Genomic DNA, 18682 nt, shown 5'->3' with positions numbered 1-18682 from the left:
ATCGGGAGGTACTTTGGGCAGCTTGTAACTTTGAGAAATTAGTGGAGGCTCTCGGGGAAAGGAAAACCCGGGAGCCGTTCTGCTTTTAGAAGCAATCCCCTATACTACATTATTAAAAACGGTCTGCCGACCTCCACTAATTTCCATCACAATGAAAGCTAAAAATAACCAGCAGGAGTTGTCCTATTACGGACTACTTCTTCATTCCTATCTTCAGGAAAGCCACCCTGACAAAACAGGAGATTCCCAATTCATTAAAACAAGAGCAGATATTGCAGCCGAAGCCTATTCCGATGCAATAAAAGACGGTTATTCACACGACCGGGCTGAAGAAATGGCTTGTAAAGCTTTATATGAAGGGCTTTTGTTCTCCAAGTTCGATACCATCCGTACGATTCTCTTAGAGGAATTCTCCTATATCCCCGAAAGCGAAGTCTTTCAGAAAACGATGTTACTACTCCCTATCTGTGAAGAAGTCTTTACAGAATATACCCTGCATGATGAGTTTGCGTATTCTGCCGAATACAATCTACTCTATACGGAATTGGTTGGAATAATCGATATATGGGAGGACGGACATGAGCTATAATAAAAAGGCTCATCTCAGAGCCAATATCGATGCGATCAAAGTTGTTTTTACCCTTGAAAAAGAACAACGCGAGGCTACCGAAATTGAGCAGGATATATTAATGGAATATACCGGATTCGGGGGACTTAAATGTGTACTTAATCCTGTCAATAGTCTGGCAGATACAGCAGCATGGGCAAAATCCGAATTGGAGTTATTTCCGATGGTTGCCGAACTACATAGGGTTATCAGTGATAATACTGGCTCTTCTATAGAGTATAAGCAATACATCAATAGTATAAAGAACTCGGTACTGACTGCTTTCTACACTCCGCCTTTAGTTGTTCAAGCTCTGGCTGATACTTTCAAGGATAACGATGTACAGATAAATAGTCTGTTGGACCCATCGGCTGGCATGGGTGGTTTTTCCTCTGCTTTTTCTTTTCGCTATCTCAAAGCTGATATCATCAATTTTGAAAAGGATCTGCTGACAGGTAAAATACTTTCCTTTATCAATCCAGATGATAAGGTTATTGTAGATGGCTTTGAAACGATTGAGAGCCGATATAATAATCATTTTGATGTGGTTACTTCCAATATTCCTTTTGGAGAGATGAGTGTATTCGATGTAGAATTTATGAAAAGAGATAAACTGCATAGGGATTCTACTCGGGCCATTCATAATTATTTCTTTCTGAAAGGAGTTGAAACATTGCGTGAAGGAGGATTGATGGCATTTATTACCTCTCAGGGAGTATTAAACTCACCCAATAACCAGGCCGTTCGCCAATGGCTGATGAATAATACGAATCTGATATCAGCTATCCGTTTACCGAATAATCTCTTTATAGAAAATGCAGGAACAGAAGTCGGTAGTGACTTAATCGTTCTGCAAAAGAATACACAAAAGCAAGAACTAACCCGTCAGGAGAAAAAGTTCCTGACAACCTATGAGCTTTCACCCAGCATAACAATAAACAGCAGCTTTGAGAACCTGCAACGAATAGTCCATACCAAAGGATTTACAGATACCGATCCATATGGAAAGCCGGCACAGGTATTCTTACATGAAGGGGGAATGGAAGCAATTTCTTCTGATTTAAAGCAGGTGTTAAATGCTGACTTTAAATTAAACCTCGATCTGAACTTATACTATAAATATTCAACACAAAGCCAAAAGACTGTTCATAATACACCTCCGATAAATAGTACCTCACAGCCTACAGAGAAGAAAGAGAAAGCTATTGAGTTGAATGTATCACAACCAACCATGTCTTTATATGATTTGTTTGGGTTTACAGAAGCCGAGCGTACACAGATTAAACCGAACAAAAGAAAACGCACATCTCAACCCAATCAGAAACCTATACAGTTAAGTTTGTTTTCCTCCAATGAGAGACAAAAACCTGAATCCAAGCCTGAACAAGTTATAAGGAAAGAGAAACCAAAACCACCAATGGAACTTAGACCATTCTCCGCTACATTGGAAGAATATCATAAGCAAGGCTCGTTGGTTAAGGATAATGGGCAGATCGGCTATCTGAAAGAACGTTACAGAAAGGATGCCATGTTTCAGCCTTTAGATCTACCAACAATACAACAGTCAAAGGTTGACAGGTATATTCAATTACGGGATGCGTATCATAAGCTGTATGATTATGAAGCCAAGAATCTTGTTGAAGAACCTGATTTACGAAAAGACCTGAATAGCTCTTACGATTCTTTTTTCAGGCTCTATGGAAATCTGAATAATAAGAAGAATCTCGATATAATTAAAATGGATACTTCCGGAACAGCTATTCTTGCATTAGAACGCAGGATAGACGGAAAATTGCAAAAGGCAGATATATTTCAGAGGCCTGTAAGTTTTAATCCTGATGAGATAAAACATGCAGAAACTTCCCGAGAAGCTTTAGTAGCATCATTAAACAAATATGGTGAGATTCACATGGATTACATGCTCTCACTACTGGATAATAAAAAACGGGAAGAGGTATTAAAGGAACTGGAAGGACAAATCTATTTCAACCCGATGATCCAAAACTTTGAGATACGGGATAAGTTTATTTCAGGCAATGTAATTGAAAAAGCAGAGCAAGTCAAAAACTATCTTACTAATCATCCGAATGATCCGGCATCACAAACCTCCCTTAAAGTATTAGAAGAATCCATTCCACAACCAATACGCTATGCTGAACTGGATTTTAATTTCGGAGAACGCTGGATACCGATGCAAACCTATCGGGATTATGCTGGTACACTCTTTGAAACCAATGTAGATATTGAATACTATGCTTCCCGTGATGATTTTACGGTCAATTCAGAACGAAGCAACCTGATCATTAATGAAAAGTTTGCTGTACAAAGTGAGAAACAACTTTTTACAGGTATCCATCTGATGAAGCATGCACTGCTTAACACAACTCCGAATATTACCAAGACAGTTGAAGTATTGGATGAGAATGGGGAACGTAAAAGTGTAAAAGTCGCAGACCCGGAAGCAATCCAGTTAGCAAATTCGAAAATAGACGAAATCCGGAACGGCTTTACCGATTGGCTCAACGACCAGTCTCCCGAATTTCAAAATAAGCTGGCTGATCTATACAACAAGAAGTTCAATTGTTATGTACGCCCCGAGTACGATGGTTCACACCAGACATTTCCTGATCTTGACCTGAAAGCATTGGGTATTGTCGATTTATATCCAAGCCAGAAAGATTGTATCTGGATGCAAAAACTAATAGGCGGAGGCATAGCCGATCATGAAGTAGGTGGAGGAAAGACACTTATTATGTGTATTGCAGCCTATGAAATGAAACGGCTTGGTTTAGCTAATAAGCCAATGATATTAGGCTTGAAAGCTAATGTACACGAAATAGCTCATACCTTTAGAACAGCATATCCAAATGCAAAGATTCTCTATCCGGGCAAGGAAGACTTTACACCAAGTAAACGGGTAAAGATCTTCAACGACATAAAGAACAATAACTGGGATACCATTATCCTGACGCACGATCAATTCGGAAAGCTACCCCAATCTCCAGAAATGCAGCAACAGATATTTCGAGCGGAACTGGATTCGGTCGAAGAGAATCTTCGTGTTATCGAACAGATTGAAGGTAAATCCGCATCCAAATGCATGTTACGGGGATTGGAAGTAAGAAAACAAAATCTGGAAGTAAAATTGAGTGTACTTGCCGATACCATAAAGAATCGTACAGATGATGTGGTTGACTTTAAAATGATGGGGATAGACCATTTGTTTGTAGACGAATCTCATCAATTTAAGAACCTGACCTTTACCACTCGACATGATCGTGTTGCAGGCTTAGGTAATCCAGAAGGAAGCCAGCGAGCCTTGAATATGCTCTTTGCTGTTCGCACCATACAGGAACGTACAGATAAAGACTTAGGAGCTACATTTCTTTCGGGGACAACTATATCCAACTCCCTGACAGAATTATATCTGTTATTCAAATACCTTCGTCCGAAAGAATTGGAGAATCAGGGTATCAATTCTTTTGATGCATGGGCAGCTATCTATGCTAAAAAGACTACAGATTATGAGTTTTCCGTGACAAACCAGATTGTACAGAAAGAACGATTCCGTTATTTTATCAAAGTCCCTGAACTGGCGAACTTTTATGCGGAAATAACCGATTTTCGTACAGCAAAGGATATAGGAATAGATAGACCCGAAAAAAATGAGATACTATACAATATTCCACCTACACCCCAGCAGGAAATATTTATTCAAAAACTAATGGAATTTGCCAAGACCGGAGATGCCACATTACTGGGTCGTGCTCCACTGACTGAAAAAGAGGGTAAAGCAAAGATGCTGATTGCGACTGACTATGCCCGTAAGATGTCATTGGATATGCGAATGATTAATCAGGCATATGGTGACCATGTCGATAACAAAGCATCTCATTGTGCAGCTAAAATAGCAGAGTATTACAATAAATATGAATCCAATAAAGGAACACAATTTGTATTCTCTGATTTAGGCACGTACAAACCCAATGAATGGAATCCTTATTCGGAGATTAAACGCAAGCTGGTAGAGGATCATGGTATTCCGGCACATGAGATACGTTTTATTCAGGAAGCAAAGACAGACAATGCCCGTAAAACAATGATCGAAGGGATGAATGAAGGACGTATTCGAGTATTGTTCGGTTCTACTTCCATGTTGGGCACAGGGGTAAATGCTCAGCAGAGAGCTGTGGCTATCCATCATTTGGATACACCGTGGAGACCGTCTGACTTGCAACAACGGGACGGACGGGCTATCCGCAAAGGGAATGAGATCGCTAAAATATATGCAGACAATAAAGTGGATGTAGTTATCTATGCAGTCGAGAAAAGCCTTGATTCCTATAAATTCAATCTGTTAGAGAATAAACAAACATTTATCAATCAGCTAAAGAATAATAGTCTGGGTAGCCGTACTATTGATGAAGGTAGCATGGATGAAAGTGCAGGTATGAATTTTTCGGAGTATGTGGCTATTCTTTCAGGCAATACCGATTTATTGGAAAAAGCCAAATTGGAGAAAAAGATCAATGCTTTGGAAAGTGAGAAGAAAGCATTTGTCAAAAGTAAATCTTCAGCAACTTTCAAATATGAGGATAGTACCCGAACCATCGAAGGAAATACCCAAATGATAAACCGCATGACAAAAGACTGGGATGCATTCAGTAATCGTGCTCAGACAGATAAGGAAGGGAATAAACTGAATCCTGTAAAATTGGAAGGAATAAATTCTTCCGATCCTAAGGTTGTCGGAGAAAAGTTAAATCACTTATCGGATAATGCCCGTACCAATAACGAGTTTTTTACTATTGGAACACTCTATGACTTCAAGCTTCTTGTAAAGACAGAGGATAGTCAAAAGGAAGGTTCGATCTTTAAAGATAATCGATTCTTTATAGAAGGGGAGGGTGGAATAAAGTATAACTACAATAACGGGCATATCGCTACTGACCTCAAACTGGCCGCTATGAATTTTCTGAATGCTTTGGAGCGTATTCCTAAGTTGATTGAGAAATATCAGAACGATAATGAGAAACTATCTAAGGATCTACCTATACTTGAACAGGTTATTGACTCTTCTTTCAAAAAAGAGCCTCAATTGAAAGAATTAAAAACAGAATTAGTCGCTTTGGATCGGCAGATTCAGCTTACTCTGACAACGAAAGACGAGCCAAAAGAAGTTCAAAAGGTTGCTCCAGTACAGTCTGCTGATTCTGCAAATAATGTTCGTTCTGGACAACCGATGAGTATTAAGGAGATTATTGATGCAAATAGGGATCGTATATTATTAGGCAGGCCTGAGAATCCAAAAGTCGATATTCCAGAGAACAAGAAAAATAAAGAAGAGAATTCTGGATATAGAGGCGTGAGATTGTAAGAATAAAAAAGAGCTTCTGCGTTTCACAACGAAGAAACTCTAAAAAGGCTATTAGAAAAGAATTTTAATGATCTGCTATTGGATATCTTCTTTGTTTTTGGAGCTGTTTTTCTTCTGCCATTTATCTTTATCAGTAGGTTTATCTTTTCCTCCGAAATATTGATCAATAAATACCTTGACATCTGATTCCCTATAATAGTTCCGCTTGCAGATCGTTTTAAAAGGTAGCAATCCCAGATTACGATAACGTTGTAAAGTACGAGGGGTGATTTTAAGGAAAAGGCATATATCCTGATTGTCGAGTAAACGCTCTTCCAATACACCGCTATTCTCAGAGACCAATAGCTTATCGACCTTTTCATCTATGCGTTTGAGTAGTCTGGCAAGACCCTTTATATTGGATTCGAATATTTCGTCGTCTATCATCATAACCTTACTTTTTAGGTTTGTTTCTTTTCCTACGTTCAATATACTGTTGGTGACTGTTGATCAGATCAGAAAGAGCTTCTTCTCCGGTTTTAACTAAGTGCTCCTGTAGAATACGCTTTATTTCCCCTATAGTATAGTAGGTTTTTCCCGACAGGATGGAATATGAAATAAGTTGATTGGAGCGAAGGCGTTGCAGCGTACGTTCGCTTATCCGAAGAAAGGTACATACCTCATAACTATCGACCCATACTTCGTCCAATTCTTTAGATGTACTAGACGTGTCATTGTTTCGGATGTAGTCGGTAATCGAATCAATCTTTCTGATTAATTCTTTAAATGCTTCTGAATCTATTGTTATAACTTCCATGTCATATTTGTTTGAAGCAAAGGTCTGATATTTAGAATCTTTGAAAGCCCAAGTTGGGATGACTATTTTCAAATAAATGTCTAATTGACTAATAGATAAGATTCTTCAATCGAATATTTTGATTTAGTCTAAAGGGAATCTGTGGTTTGTGGTTTCAGTGAAGTAGTTTATGCTGTTGATGGCTATTTTTAGGACTATTTCATGTAGAAATGTATGGAAAAATAAATACCCAAGCATGGGATAAACTTGGGTATTTATTTTATTTTTATAATATTTAAGGCTAGATATTTCGATGATATTCAACCTGTAGCACATTATTATTGTATTTATGGGTGTTGTGTAGCTTCCATGTTGATTCTTTGGCTGTATTGGGAAATAATGGAATTCCTGAACCGAGTATAATTGGTATAGTTGTAATTATCATTTCATCTATTAAATCATTATCAAGAAATATGGAAATAATTTCTCCTCCACCCACAAGCCAGAGGTCTTTACCTTCTTGTTTTTTTATCTCTGATACAGTTTCTATTATATTCTCAGTAATAAAATGAATATTCTCTTTCAGATTATTCATCTTATTTCGGGTAATTATATATGATATTTTGTCCTTATATGGATATATTACATCCATATTTAGAATATCCCGATAAGTCCTACCTCCCATAATTACACTATCAACAGAATTAAAGAATTCGTCATAACCATAGTCCAATTCTGGTGTAATTGGATATGCTGAGAGCCAGTCTAAACCACCGTCTATATCAGCAATATATCCATCGATAGATGCTGCAATATATAATTTTATTTTTCTCATAGTCAAAATATTTTTAGATGTGCAATATACAAAAAAGAAGTGTGGAGCTTGCATTGCTCCGCTGTGAGGTACTGGTATACCCGAAGGACGAAACAAGCAAGTCCACACTATACTTTCGCATAGCATGAACATTGCACATTTCGTCTCGTCCTTCCAAAAATTACCAGTTTCCACAGCGAGACGTTTACGTGAACGTTATGTTATATATGTCAAGAGGTATTATGGATACCTCTTTTTTTCTTTTTATTCATACAAATATAAGTTATTATTTCGATTCATTTATTGTCCAATCCATCCATTCTTTCTTCGAGAAGCTTGATCAATTTATCTAAAAATAAAGTCCGGCTACCTTTACGCTCCCGAATTTCAAGGAATGTGTGATAAAAGTCTCCTAAGTTGATATTGAAGACCGTCTCAATATATTCAGCGAGCTCTTTTATATTCGTATTGCCATTATTGAAACATCCTGCACTATCCCATGCATAAATCTGTTCTACAAGTTCTGCTTTTTTAGCTGTCCATGTAAGTCTTGTTTTAGGTAAATTAAAATCATTCTGAAAATTGCGTTCAAAATCATCAATGTTTAAAAGTTTGTTGTTGATATAGACAGTTAATCTTTCATTCGCAATCATTTTTGCAACCTTAAAATCGAAGCTTGTGGAGAACTTAGAGTCTCTTTCGAAATAGAAACAATCGAGAATTAACTGAATATCTGGCTTACCTCTTAGAAAATAATACTTATCAAGATGGGTACTTCCCGAACGATAATATTGATAAAAATCAGCGTTATTGTCAAAGAAATACTTTATGCGACCTAACATACCTTCTAAATAATTTTTCCGATCAATATAACTTCCTGTCGGCATTCGCATTTCAAGATTATATATCTTTCTATGGTAAATTAGAATGCTAAAAAGTTGAGGTTTCGTCTCTTTAAAAAAGGTGATTTCATCAAGCGTACTTTTAAATGTATAATTTGAAACAAATTCTTTTAATTCATCAAATGTAGACTCCAATAATGAAATAATACTAATAGATTTCTGAAAGATATTACATTCCTCAGAATCAATAAGCTGAATTTCTTTATTGATATTTTCTTTTATATTGCGAATAAATTGCTCCATTATATTATTGTATTCTGTTTTTTACGTATTAGATTCCTATTTTAGACTAGTCGAAGAAAGAATAAGTCATAATAATCGCTCAAGCCTATAATTAGTTCATATAGGACATGTCTCCAACAATAGCTATATTACAGAGATAAGGCTATAGCCAGACCTCCTTGTTTTCCATTATAAAAAGGGCTAAAAGATATTTGTTTGCTAAATGTACCTTTGTTCATAAACTTCCTCTGCAAATAGGGATAAAGCCAGTAAGCAGCCTTGGTGCTTAGAATACCGAGTCCGGCTCCCACAATAACATCTGCAAACCAGTGTTTGTCATTATATAAACGAAATATCCCTGTTCCGGTTGCAATGGTGTAGCCTGTTATGCCATACCATATTTAAACATCTTTATATTCCTGCCAAAGAAATTCCGCACCCATAAAAGCTACCGCTGTATGACCTGAGGGAAAAGAGTTTTTCGCAGATTTATCTGGTCTCTCTATCTTTGTTGAATACTTTATCGTATTTACTGATGCTGCCATAAAAAGAGTAGATATTCCTAAAATAAAGGTTCTGTCTTTAAAATTATTTTTACCTTTTATCCCCATTAAATTCAGTGCGTATACACTTCCTGCCGGAACATATTGAGAAATGTCATCTATGGTAAACTTCGAATCAATATGTTCTGTTACTTCATGCTTTACCTGCCTGTTAAGCAAATAATTATGCTCTATAGCTGTTTCAAATACACCATAAGCAATTAAAGCCGAAGGAATAATTAATTGCTTATATGAAAACTTAAGCTGTTTTACAGGTTTTATCTTGTCAGAAATGACTGTATCTACAGAAATTAAATTAGTAGAAGGTATATCACTGCCCTGAATCGAAAAATCGATGATTGGGTAGTTGCTTTGTAATGTATCATTATCTACTGTATCCGCTTTTACCGATTGAAATAAGAGCAAGAATAAGACAATACAAACCGATATGTTATTCATTGTTTTTTTATAATAATAAGATTCGTTTGGCTGAGCTAAAGAGTTGTGTCCAGCCAAACGAAATTTTGAAAAATTACTTTCTGAAAATATAATTAGCTATAATCCATGCGTTGAAGCCAACAACCCCCATATATGGGATAGGATTATAATAATTAATACAATGCTCATTCTTACATCTGAAAAACAAAATCCATATGATAAAACCGATAATAGCCCCTATAGATATACTGATCAAAGACAGATATCGCTTTATAATAGGGCTCAGTTTTGATGGAGTTTCTTTTCTTGCTGCTAATCTTCTTATACGTCTCTTTTTACTCATGACGATAATAGTGTTAGTCGCAAGACTTTCAGAATCTCATTTTTAATATTCTGACCGCATTTAGTATTGCTAGCAGAGAGACCCCAACATCAGCAAAGACTGCTTCCCACATGGTAGCCAAACCAAAACCACCTAAAATAAGTACAATCAGTTTAACCGAGAATGCCAATACTATATTCTGTATGACAACTTGCCTTGTAGCTTTAGCTATTTTAATAGAAGTTGCTATTTTGGATGGTTGATCTGTCTGAATGATTACATCGGCCACTTCGATAGCAGCATCACTCCCCATTCCTCCCATTGCTATTCCAACATCACTTAATGCCAGTGAGGGAGCATCATTTATTCCATCTCCGACAAAAGCAATGACATTATTCTTTTCTGTTTTCAGTTCCTCTATATGACGAACCTTATCTTCAGGTAAGAGGTCCCCATAGGCACTGTCAATACCAAGGCTGGATGCTACATTATTCGTTATGGAAGATTTATCCCCACTCAACATTACAACTTGTTTGATTCCAGATAAATGCATATCTGAAATAGCAGCCTGTGCATCATCTTTTACCTCATCCGCTATTGTTATATAGCCCGCATATTCTCCATTAATAGCTGCAATCACAATAGTCTCAACTATAAATTCAATTGTTCTGTCATAAGAGATATTAAATTTCTGCATCAACTTAGCATTGCCCACCAATACTTCTTCTCCATTTACGATCCCTTTAAGTCCATGCCCTGATATTTCTTCCACATCTGTAGCTGTATAATTATCTGAATCCTTTGCAAATTGAACAATTGCTCTAGCAATGGGATGATTTGAGAATTTCTCTATGGCAGCAACAATAGCGACAAATTCCTCTTGCTTATCTTCATCGACCGACGCAACTTTCTGCACATTGAACACACCTTTGGTCAAAGTACCTGTTTTATCCATCACGACTGTATTGACCTTAGTCATTAAATCGAGATAGTTAGCTCCCTTGAAGAGTATGCCTGCTTTAGAAGCTGCTCCGATTCCGCCGAAATAGCCTAATGGGATAGAAATAACTAATGCGCAAGGACAGGAGATTACCAAGAATACCAATGCACGGGATAACCATTCACTGAATATATAGTCGCTTACCAGAAAATAAGGAGTGACTGTAATAAGGAGTGCTAATAGAAATACAATCGGAGTATATATCTTGGCAAATTTACGAATCAATAACTCTGTCTTTGCTTTTCGGGAAGTTGCATCTTGCACCATTTCTAGGATTCTGGCAAGAGAGCTATCCTGATACTTTTTAGCAACCTTAATTTCGATTACTTTATCAAGATTCAACATTCCTGCGAGTACAGTCTCGCCTGCTGAAATAGTTTTAGGTTTACTTTCACCTGTTAATGCTGCCGTATTAAAACTTGCAGATGATGCAAGCATTATTCCATCCAAGGGAACTTTCTCTCCGGCTTTTACCTGAATAACTTCCTCAATTTCCACTTCTTCTGGAGATATTGTCTGATATGAGTCATTTCTATAAACAGTTGCTGTGTCAGGACGTACATCAAGCAATGCCTTAATGTTTCTTTTGGCTCTATTCACAGCCGAATCTTGAAACAATTCACCAATCGTATAAAATACCATTACAGCTACTCCTTCGGGATATTCGCCTATAATGAAAGCTCCAAGTGTAGCCATTCCCATAAGGGTAAACTCAGTGAAGAAATCCTTTTCCTTGATCGTTTCAACGGCTTCCCTAAAAACGGGAAAGGCAACAGGAATGTAAGCTATAATATACAACCCTAAACGAAGATAGCCGTTAAATATATCTGGAATAAAATTATCCATCGCAATACCAACAAGTAGCATAAGTAAACTTATTGAAACCGGGATATACTGCTTCCAGTTATTTTCAAACATCTGCGACTCGGTAGAGTCGCAAGATGTGCATTTATAATTATTCTCTGTATTCATTACTATAAGTATTTAATAATACATTTCACTCGTAGAGCTATTCAACTCAAGATAGAGTATTTCATTTTTGTAAATGAACTGGATCTTATTCTCTCGAGATAACCATCCTAATGCTAAACATATGTTTTTATCATTATATCCGGTCAATTCCCCTATTTGTCTTACGGATAATGCTCCTTCATTAGACAATAATTGCCATATTACTCCGGCATTTATTCCAATATCATTTTTCAACATCTTGACTCTATTTTAAAAATTAATAACTAATCAAGAAGCCACCTGTCATCAGGCAATCCGGTTCTGACTCTGATTGCTCTTTCAACATCAGAGACATAGATTATACCGTCTCCTGAATTACCTGTTTTACCATATGTTGATATTATCGTAATTATTTTATCCACATCATCATTGTTACACACTATCTCAATCTTCGCAACTTTACTATTGGTAAGTGCAAAATTCATGGATAAAGAAGCATCTTCACTTTTTAAATGCCCTGTACCTTCAGCCATTGAAACAGTAAGATTTGGAAATCCTGCATCAAGTAGTTCTCTTAGAATATCATTCACCTTAAACGGTTTAATAAAAGCTTTTATCTCTTTCATGTGATTTTATTATTTAATGTTTCAAAAAGATTAATGACCATGTTCACCATGATCTGTACTCATAGATGCTAAATAAAATGCATTGGCTTTAACGATAGTCACACCCTCTTCCAGTTTATTTACCAGAGTTATCTGTGTATATCCTAGTTCGCTTATACCTGTCAATACCTCAATCCTTTCAAAATGATAAGTTTTTACACCTTCTTCATTAGCTTCTTTCTCTAACACAAATATGTATTTCTTTCCTTCATTGCTGATAATAGCATCATTGGGTACAGCATCAGTTTTTTGTTTTCCAACATTAATCAATCCCGTTACATACATACCCGGAATTAATTTAATATCTGCCTTACCTTTTATATTTGCATGAACGATAATTGCCTTGGTATCCCCTTCGAAAGACTTGTTGATTTCATAAATCTCACCTTTGAGATTAACACCGGGTTGGTTGGTGAGAGTAATATCCACTTCCTGGCCGATTCTTACCATATTAATATCTTTCTCAAAGACTTTAACATCGCAGTGTATACCTGCATTATCAGTAATACTCATTAGCGGTGTTTGCATATCGACATAACTTCCGGTACTGATATTGATTTTGCTGACAGTTCCTGAAATAGGAGTTTTTATCGGAATTTGAGTAACCATATTACCTGAAGAAACCTGTTCGGGGCTAATGGATAATTGTCTTAGTTGCTTTTCTAAACCTGTTAGCTGCGCTTTAGTTATCTCGTAATTAGCTGTTGCCTGCTGCAAAGTTTTTTCAACCCCTGCACCTTGAGTGGATAAATCTTTTTGCCTTCTGTATTCTTGATCAGCAATCAATGCCTCTTTTTTAGTTGTCAGATAATTCTTTTGCAACTCCACTATTTCCGTATTTTCGAGATAGGCTACAGCTTGTCCGGCACTCACGGCTCGACCTTCAATCACCATTACCTGTTTGATGATCCCTCCTAACAAAGAGGTTACCTCCGCTTTTTTCTGTGGATCCAAAGCCATTTCGCCATTTACCCGAATAATACTATTTAAGTCTCTCTGTTCAATTTTGCCAAGTTGAATATCCACAGCTTTCATTTGTGATTCGGTTAGCTCTACTTCTACCGATTCGCCACCATGAGATTCTTCTGTACCTTCTTTTTCTTTTTCTACATCATTTTTAGGCTTTTGTCCGCATGACCCTAAAAATATAAGAGACAGAGCAATTATCGCTATATATATTGTTTTCATAATTTTTTATTGTTTATTTCCTTGGAGGTAGTTTAACATAATGATTGTTTGATTGTAGTCATTGATAGCATTTGCATATAGCAAATGTATCTCTACTGCGGTTTTTAAATTCTGGATATACTCGACATAATCTATTTCTCCTTTTTCATATGAAACCTGTGATATGCGTGTTATATCTTCTGCTTGTTTGCTGCCACGAAGTGAATAATAGTCCAAAGCATTTTTAGCCTTGGTATATTCATTCAGATAAGTCTGATAATTCTTACGCATAGTAAGCATAACCTCTTCCTGCTGAACCCTTGCTATTTCGACTTCTCTTTTAGCAGCTTTTGTTTTGGCTCTTTGTTCTCCAAAAAACAGAGGGACACTTATTCCTACTTCAAAACCCATGAAATTACCTTTGTCAAAACGTTCTCTTTGTAAATCATATGGATTAAATCCTTTTATAAGAAACTGGTTTTTCAATGCAAAATTGAAACTGGGCAGATATCCTTGTTTAATCACACTGAGGTTCTTTTCGCTTATGATCTTTTTATTAGCATAAACCTCACCAAGTGGTGTTTGCTCCGGATTGAAATCATTAAAAGGATAGGCCGCATCCAAAACAGTCAGAGCAGGCTCAACAGGTTCGACTGCCTCTTCTGTATTCATCCAGCGTTGTAAGATTAGTTGTATGCTCTGATAATTCTTTTCAGCCTTTTGTAACTCAATTCTGTTTTCATTATAGAGTCGTTCAGCATTCATCTGTTCCAAACGTCCTGTTTCCCCTGATTTCAACTTTGCGTTGGCGAGGAATAAGAATTTACCATAAATACTGTCCTGTTCCTGTAATATTTTGATATTTTCCTTTGCATAAAGCAATTGATAATATGTTGCTGATATTTCTTTTACGAGTTCATTGCGTGTAACGTCCAAATTACTTCGTTCCAGATTCGTTTCGGCTTTCAATAAGCCTCTGCGAGAACCATACACTGTAGGGAACTCAAAACTTTGGCTTAATGATATGCTATTATCAGGACTTCCTCCTGATGTTGGGTCCTGACTTAACGAAAAGCTTGTTTTATCAATATTAAAAGCAGTTCCTTGTAAATCTTTTGCTCTTTCAATTGAGATACGACCCGACTTCATGGTCAGGTTGTTATCTATTGCCGATTGAATGCATTCCTCCAATGATTTTGTTGTATTTTGCCCAAATAAAGCCGGAGCTAAAACAACAGTCATTGTTATGAATACAATAGTCGATATTATTATTTTTGTTTTCATTCCTGTTTATTTTTAGTAAATGTTTTATAGATAGAAGGTAACACAACCAATGTTAGAGCCGTGGCAGTTAATAATCCTCCTATTACCACTGTTGCGAGAGGCCTTTGCACTTCGGCTCCATCGCCTGTAGATAATGCCATTGGCAGGAATCCCAATGATGCGACAAGCGCAGTCATAATTACCGGACGAAGGCGCAGCATACACCCTTCGATTACTCTCTCACGAATGTTTGTCATCCCTTCTTTTTCAAATATGTTGAATTGCCCAATCAGGACAATACCATTCAATACCGCAACACCGAACAGAGCTATAAACCCGACTCCTGCCGAAATACTGAAAGGCATGTCACGTAACCATAGAGCCCAGATGCCTCCAATAGCCGAAAGTGGTATAGCAGAGAATACAAACAAGGACTCTTTTACACTTTTCAATGTGGCATATAGAAGAAAGAGTATTAATAACAATGCTAATGGAACGGCAACCATCAATCTGTCTTTTGCTTCTTTCAGATTTTGAAATTGTCCTCCGTATGTATAATAATATCCTGCCGGTAGTTTGAATTCTTTGTCTAATATATTCTGAATATCAAACACAGTGCTTTGGACATCACGTCCTCTGACATTAAATCCAACATAAATTCGCCTCTCTCCATTTTCGCGTGTTACCTGTGCAGGCGCATCTTCATATTTAATTTCAGCTACCTGAGAAAGAGGGATTGTTCCTCCTGAAGAAAGGGGCAGATATAGATTTTCTAATGAAGAGATATTATTTCTCAGATCATTATCCATTCTTAATACTAAATCAAATCTACGGTCTTCCTCAAACACATATCCAGCCTCATTTCCGGCAAATGCTGTTTTAAGTACCATATTGGCATCTTTGACTGATATACCATATTTTGCTAATTGATCTCGATTATAAGTAACCTGAACCTGTGGTAATCCGGTAACTTTTTCAACAAACGGATCGCTCACTCCATCTACTTTGTTTATCAAAGAGGCTATCTTATTGGCAGATGCGCTAAGTACTTCCAGGTCATTTCCATAAATTTTAATGGCTACATCCTGTTTAATCCCTGTCACTAACTCATTGGTTCGCATCTGTATCGGCTGTGTCATTTCCACTCCTAATCCGGGTATCTCTCCAATAGCTTTTTCCATCTTTTCCATCAGCTCCTCTTTGGTTTTGGCTGATGTCCATTCTTTTTTAGGAATTAAAGCAATCATCATATCCGCTCGTTCAATAGGCATCGGATCTGTAGGGATTTCAGCACTACCAATACGGCTTACGGCTTGTTTTACTTCAGGAAACTGCTCTTTAAGTATTTTTTCAGCTTGAGAACAGCTTTTAATCATCTGTGACAAGGACGTTCCCTGAGCCATACTTATTTCTGCCGCAAAGTCGCCTTCTTCGAGATTAGGTATAAATTCGCCCCCCATTCTATTAAACATGAATACACTGACTGCAAACAGTGCAACCATACTTATGATTAGAGTTTTGCTCCAATTCAAGCTTTTGGTTATAATAGGACGATAGAAACTGTTAAGCTTATCCATTAGCTTATCTGAGATATTCCGCTTGTGCTCAGTTTTCTTACTTAAAAACAACGCACTAGCCATTGGCACATAAGTTAGAGATAGGATAAATGCACCGAGTATGGCAAAGAATACTGTCATGGCCATTGGCTTAAACATTTTACCTTCTATACCTACCAAAGTGAAAAGTGGAATATAAACAATCATGATAATGATTTCCCCAAATGCCGCACTATTCCTTATTTTAGATGCCGAATCAAATACTTCCTGATCCATTTCTGCCTGTGTCAGCAACCTCCCCTTATATCGGTTTTTCATGACTCCTATATGATGACAGACGGCCTCGACAATGATGACCGCCCCATCCACAATCAATCCGAAGTCGATCGCTCCGAGGCTCATTAGGTTTCCACTTACACCAAATACACGCATCATACCAAATGCAAATAGCATAGATAGAGGAATTACGGAGGCAACTACCAATCCGGCTCTGTAATTCCCTAAGAAAAGTACAAGGATAAAGATAACGATCAATCCTCCCTCTATCAGGTTTTTGGTAATAGTATTCGTTACTCTGTCTACCAATTGTGTTCTGTCAATAAACGGCTCAATAATGACTCCCTCCGGTAAGCTCTTTTGTACCTGAGCCATACGCTCTTTTACATTTTTGATTACCTCTTGAAAGTTTTCTCCCTTCAACATCAGGGTAATACCTGCAACAACTTCTCCCTCTCCATTTCGGGTTACAGCTCCATAGCGTGTTGCATTTCCATACTGTACTTTTGCTACATCTCGAACAAGGATAGGAGTACCATTGACTGTTTTAATCGGTATTCTTTCTATATCTTCCAAAGACTTGACAATACCTAACCCTCGTATGAAATACTGATTACTGTATTGTTCAATGTAGCTCCCTCCTGTGTTTTCGTTATTGTTTTCGAGTGCAGTATACAATTCTGGGATTGTTATATTTACAGCATTGAGTTTATCCGCGTTAATGGCTATCTCGTATTGTTTTACAAAACCACCCCAGCCACTTATCTCTGCTACACCTTCTGTACCTGATAGTTGCTTTCTAACGATCCAATCCTGCATGGTACGCAAGTCGGATATACTGTATTTATCTTCATAGCCTTCTTTTGCCCGTATTGTATAGTGATAGATCTCTCCTAATCCGGTAGATATAGGAGCTAAACTAATCTTACCTACTCCTTGAGGAATAACCTCCTCCGCTTCTTTTAGTTGCTGGTCTACCTGCTGACGTGCCCAGTAAATGTCAGCATCTTCTTTAAATACAATGGTTATAACGGATAAGCCACTTCGGCTGATACTTCTTCTTTCTATAACTTTGGGAATATTGGCTAAAGCCATTTCTAAGGGAGTAGTAATAAACTGCTCCACTTCTTGTGCTCCTAAGGATGGAGACTGAGTAATGACCTGCACCTGATTATTGGTGATATCAGGGGTAGAGTCGAATGGTAATTGAGACAGGGAATAAGTCCCCCAAATAATGAGGGCTACAGTCATGACTCCAATTACCAATTTATTCTCTATCGAGAATTTAATCAGTTTTTGAAACATAATTTGAATATTAAAATATAACAATAGGATTGTACGATACATCTACCTTTAGACGTATCAATTGGATACAAGAATGTTATATTTTAAGCCTTAGGAGGTCTCCAAAGACTATCCAGATGAGATGAAGTTTGGTTTTCATTATAAATAGCAATCTTCTTGACCGGAGTACTATCTATATTTCGCAGGTCAAAGCTATTTTTTGCTATAAAATTGGGATTGTGAAAGCTGGAACATGTGCAAAACGGAGTACATATTTCCTGAGCAGAATCGCTTTCACTATGAGCAGTTGAAACCTGTTCTGTCTTATCTTGTAAAGAATCTATAGTTTGTATATTGCAATTGCATGGAAGCAAGGCAAGACACAGAAAATAAATACTTATAATAAAGACAAATGGTCTCATTTTGTTTTTCTTTATGCTACAAATATAAAAATAAATTTATGCAACTCAGTTGCAGACTTCTATTTTTTGTTAAAGAAGGGTTTTAATAGTTTGTATATT

General features: G+C 37.1%; 16 protein-coding genes. 2 read left to right on the top strand and 14 right to left on the bottom strand.

Annotated features, from left to right (window positions below):
- The first annotated feature begins 151 nt into the window (after positions 1-151).
- The gene (locus K322_RS0109885; RefSeq protein WP_026626742.1) at positions 152-589 is read left to right on the top strand and encodes a DUF1896 family protein; all 438 of its coding nucleotides are present in this window, start codon (positions 152-154) and stop codon (positions 587-589) included.
- Positions 579-5984 carry a helicase-related protein gene (locus K322_RS0109880; RefSeq protein ID WP_026626741.1) on the top strand — a complete coding sequence of 1802 codons (5406 nt, stop codon included), beginning with the start codon at positions 579-581 and terminating at the stop codon, positions 5982-5984. The genes K322_RS0109885 and K322_RS0109880 overlap by 11 nt, the downstream gene beginning before the upstream one ends.
- 75 nt (positions 5985-6059) lie before the next feature.
- Here the strand turns inward: K322_RS0109880 and K322_RS0109875 are convergent, their stop codons facing one another.
- From K322_RS0109875 to K322_RS0109820, 14 genes are all read right to left on the bottom strand, one after another.
- Positions 6060-6413: a helix-turn-helix domain-containing protein gene (locus K322_RS0109875; RefSeq protein ID WP_026626740.1), complete on the bottom strand. Its 354-nt coding sequence runs from the start codon at positions 6411-6413 to the stop codon at positions 6060-6062.
- A 4-nt stretch (positions 6414-6417) separates the two neighbouring features.
- Positions 6418-6780, bottom strand: coding sequence for a MerR family transcriptional regulator (locus K322_RS0109870; protein WP_006844301.1), 363 nt, complete (start codon positions 6778-6780; stop codon positions 6418-6420).
- A gap of 280 nt (positions 6781-7060) precedes the next feature.
- Positions 7061-7594, bottom strand: a complete 534-nt coding sequence (locus tag K322_RS0109865) for a dihydrofolate reductase family protein (protein ID WP_026626739.1) — start codon at positions 7592-7594, stop codon at positions 7061-7063.
- Positions 7595-7869: 275 nt separating this feature from the next.
- Positions 7870-8718 (bottom strand): RteC domain-containing protein, encoded by an 849-nt coding sequence (locus K322_RS0109860; protein ID WP_026626738.1) that lies wholly within the window; start codon positions 8716-8718, stop codon positions 7870-7872.
- A 128-nt stretch (positions 8719-8846) separates the two neighbouring features.
- Positions 8847-9086: a phosphatase PAP2 family protein gene (locus tag K322_RS21175; protein ID WP_317614703.1), complete on the bottom strand. Its 240-nt coding sequence runs from the start codon at positions 9084-9086 to the stop codon at positions 8847-8849.
- Positions 9087-9098: 12 nt separating this feature from the next.
- Positions 9099-9698 (bottom strand): phosphatase PAP2 family protein, encoded by a 600-nt coding sequence (locus K322_RS19110; protein ID WP_260203780.1) that lies wholly within the window; start codon positions 9696-9698, stop codon positions 9099-9101.
- 73 nt (positions 9699-9771) lie between these two features.
- Positions 9772-10020: a hypothetical protein gene (locus K322_RS20835; RefSeq protein ID WP_026626737.1), complete on the bottom strand. Its 249-nt coding sequence runs from the start codon at positions 10018-10020 to the stop codon at positions 9772-9774.
- 28 nt (positions 10021-10048) lie between these two features.
- Positions 10049-11917, bottom strand: a complete 1869-nt coding sequence (locus K322_RS0109845) for a heavy metal translocating P-type ATPase (protein ID WP_221407007.1) — start codon at positions 11915-11917, stop codon at positions 10049-10051.
- A 66-nt stretch (positions 11918-11983) separates the two neighbouring features.
- Positions 11984-12208, bottom strand: coding sequence for a winged helix-turn-helix domain-containing protein (locus K322_RS0109840; protein ID WP_006801092.1), 225 nt, complete (start codon positions 12206-12208; stop codon positions 11984-11986).
- Between the two features lie 26 nt (positions 12209-12234).
- Complete coding sequence (locus K322_RS0109835; protein WP_026626735.1) at positions 12235-12576, bottom strand: P-II family nitrogen regulator; 342 nt, start codon at positions 12574-12576, stop codon at positions 12235-12237.
- A gap of 30 nt (positions 12577-12606) precedes the next feature.
- On the bottom strand, positions 12607-13803 hold the full coding sequence (locus tag K322_RS0109830) for an efflux RND transporter periplasmic adaptor subunit (RefSeq protein WP_026626734.1): 1197 nt from the start codon (positions 13801-13803) through the stop codon (positions 12607-12609).
- A gap of 6 nt (positions 13804-13809) precedes the next feature.
- Positions 13810-15066, bottom strand: a complete 1257-nt coding sequence (locus tag K322_RS21020; RefSeq protein ID WP_035331850.1) for a TolC family protein — start codon at positions 15064-15066, stop codon at positions 13810-13812.
- A complete protein-coding gene (locus tag K322_RS19100; RefSeq protein WP_084158557.1) occupies positions 15063-18182 on the bottom strand; it encodes an efflux RND transporter permease subunit in 3120 nt (1039 codons plus the stop codon). The genes K322_RS21020 and K322_RS19100 overlap by 4 nt, the downstream gene beginning before the upstream one ends.
- A gap of 83 nt (positions 18183-18265) precedes the next feature.
- Positions 18266-18583 carry a DUF6660 family protein gene (locus K322_RS0109820; protein WP_026626733.1) on the bottom strand — a complete coding sequence of 106 codons (318 nt, stop codon included), beginning with the start codon at positions 18581-18583 and terminating at the stop codon, positions 18266-18268.
- Positions 18584-18682 lie beyond the last annotated feature (99 nt).

Origin of the sequence: Indolivaga capnocytophagoides DSM 22835 (assembly GCF_000426485.1) — a bacterium.
In the GTDB taxonomy this organism is placed as follows: Bacteria; Bacteroidota; Bacteroidia; order Bacteroidales; family Dysgonomonadaceae; genus Dysgonomonas_A; species Dysgonomonas_A capnocytophagoides.
Note: the sequence above shows the minus strand (reverse complement) of the source record. Positions and strands in the feature narration are given on the sequence as shown.

Excerpts from the sequence above, each read along its gene's own strand:
- K322_RS0109885 (WP_026626742.1), top strand. The coding sequence starts at position 152 with ATGAAAGCTAAAAATAACCAGCAGGAGTTGTCCTATTACGGACTACTT.
- K322_RS0109875 (WP_026626740.1), bottom strand. The coding sequence starts at position 6,413 with ATGATGATAGACGACGAAATATTCGAATCCAATATAAAGGGTCTTGCC.
- K322_RS0109880 (WP_026626741.1), top strand. The coding sequence starts at position 579 with ATGAGCTATAATAAAAAGGCTCATCTCAGAGCCAATATCGATGCGATC.
- K322_RS19100 (WP_084158557.1), bottom strand. The coding sequence starts at position 18,182 with ATGTTTCAAAAACTGATTAAATTCTCGATAGAGAATAAATTGGTAATT.
- K322_RS20835 (WP_026626737.1), bottom strand. The coding sequence starts at position 10,020 with ATGAGTAAAAAGAGACGTATAAGAAGATTAGCAGCAAGAAAAGAAACT.
- K322_RS0109835 (WP_026626735.1), bottom strand. The coding sequence starts at position 12,576 with ATGAAAGAGATAAAAGCTTTTATTAAACCGTTTAAGGTGAATGATATT.
- K322_RS21020 (WP_035331850.1), bottom strand. The coding sequence starts at position 15,066 with ATGAAAACAAAAATAATAATATCGACTATTGTATTCATAACAATGACT.
- K322_RS0109830 (WP_026626734.1), bottom strand. The coding sequence starts at position 13,803 with ATGAAAACAATATATATAGCGATAATTGCTCTGTCTCTTATATTTTTA.
- K322_RS0109840 (WP_006801092.1), bottom strand. The coding sequence starts at position 12,208 with ATGTTGAAAAATGATATTGGAATAAATGCCGGAGTAATATGGCAATTA.
- K322_RS19110 (WP_260203780.1), bottom strand. The coding sequence starts at position 9,698 with ATGAATAACATATCGGTTTGTATTGTCTTATTCTTGCTCTTATTTCAA.
- K322_RS0109860 (WP_026626738.1), bottom strand. The coding sequence starts at position 8,718 with ATGGAGCAATTTATTCGCAATATAAAAGAAAATATCAATAAAGAAATT.
- K322_RS0109870 (WP_006844301.1), bottom strand. The coding sequence starts at position 6,780 with ATGGAAGTTATAACAATAGATTCAGAAGCATTTAAAGAATTAATCAGA.
- K322_RS0109820 (WP_026626733.1), bottom strand. The coding sequence starts at position 18,583 with ATGAGACCATTTGTCTTTATTATAAGTATTTATTTTCTGTGTCTTGCC.
- K322_RS0109845 (WP_221407007.1), bottom strand. The coding sequence starts at position 11,917 with ATGTTTGAAAATAACTGGAAGCAGTATATCCCGGTTTCAATAAGTTTA.
- K322_RS0109865 (WP_026626739.1), bottom strand. The coding sequence starts at position 7,594 with ATGAGAAAAATAAAATTATATATTGCAGCATCTATCGATGGATATATT.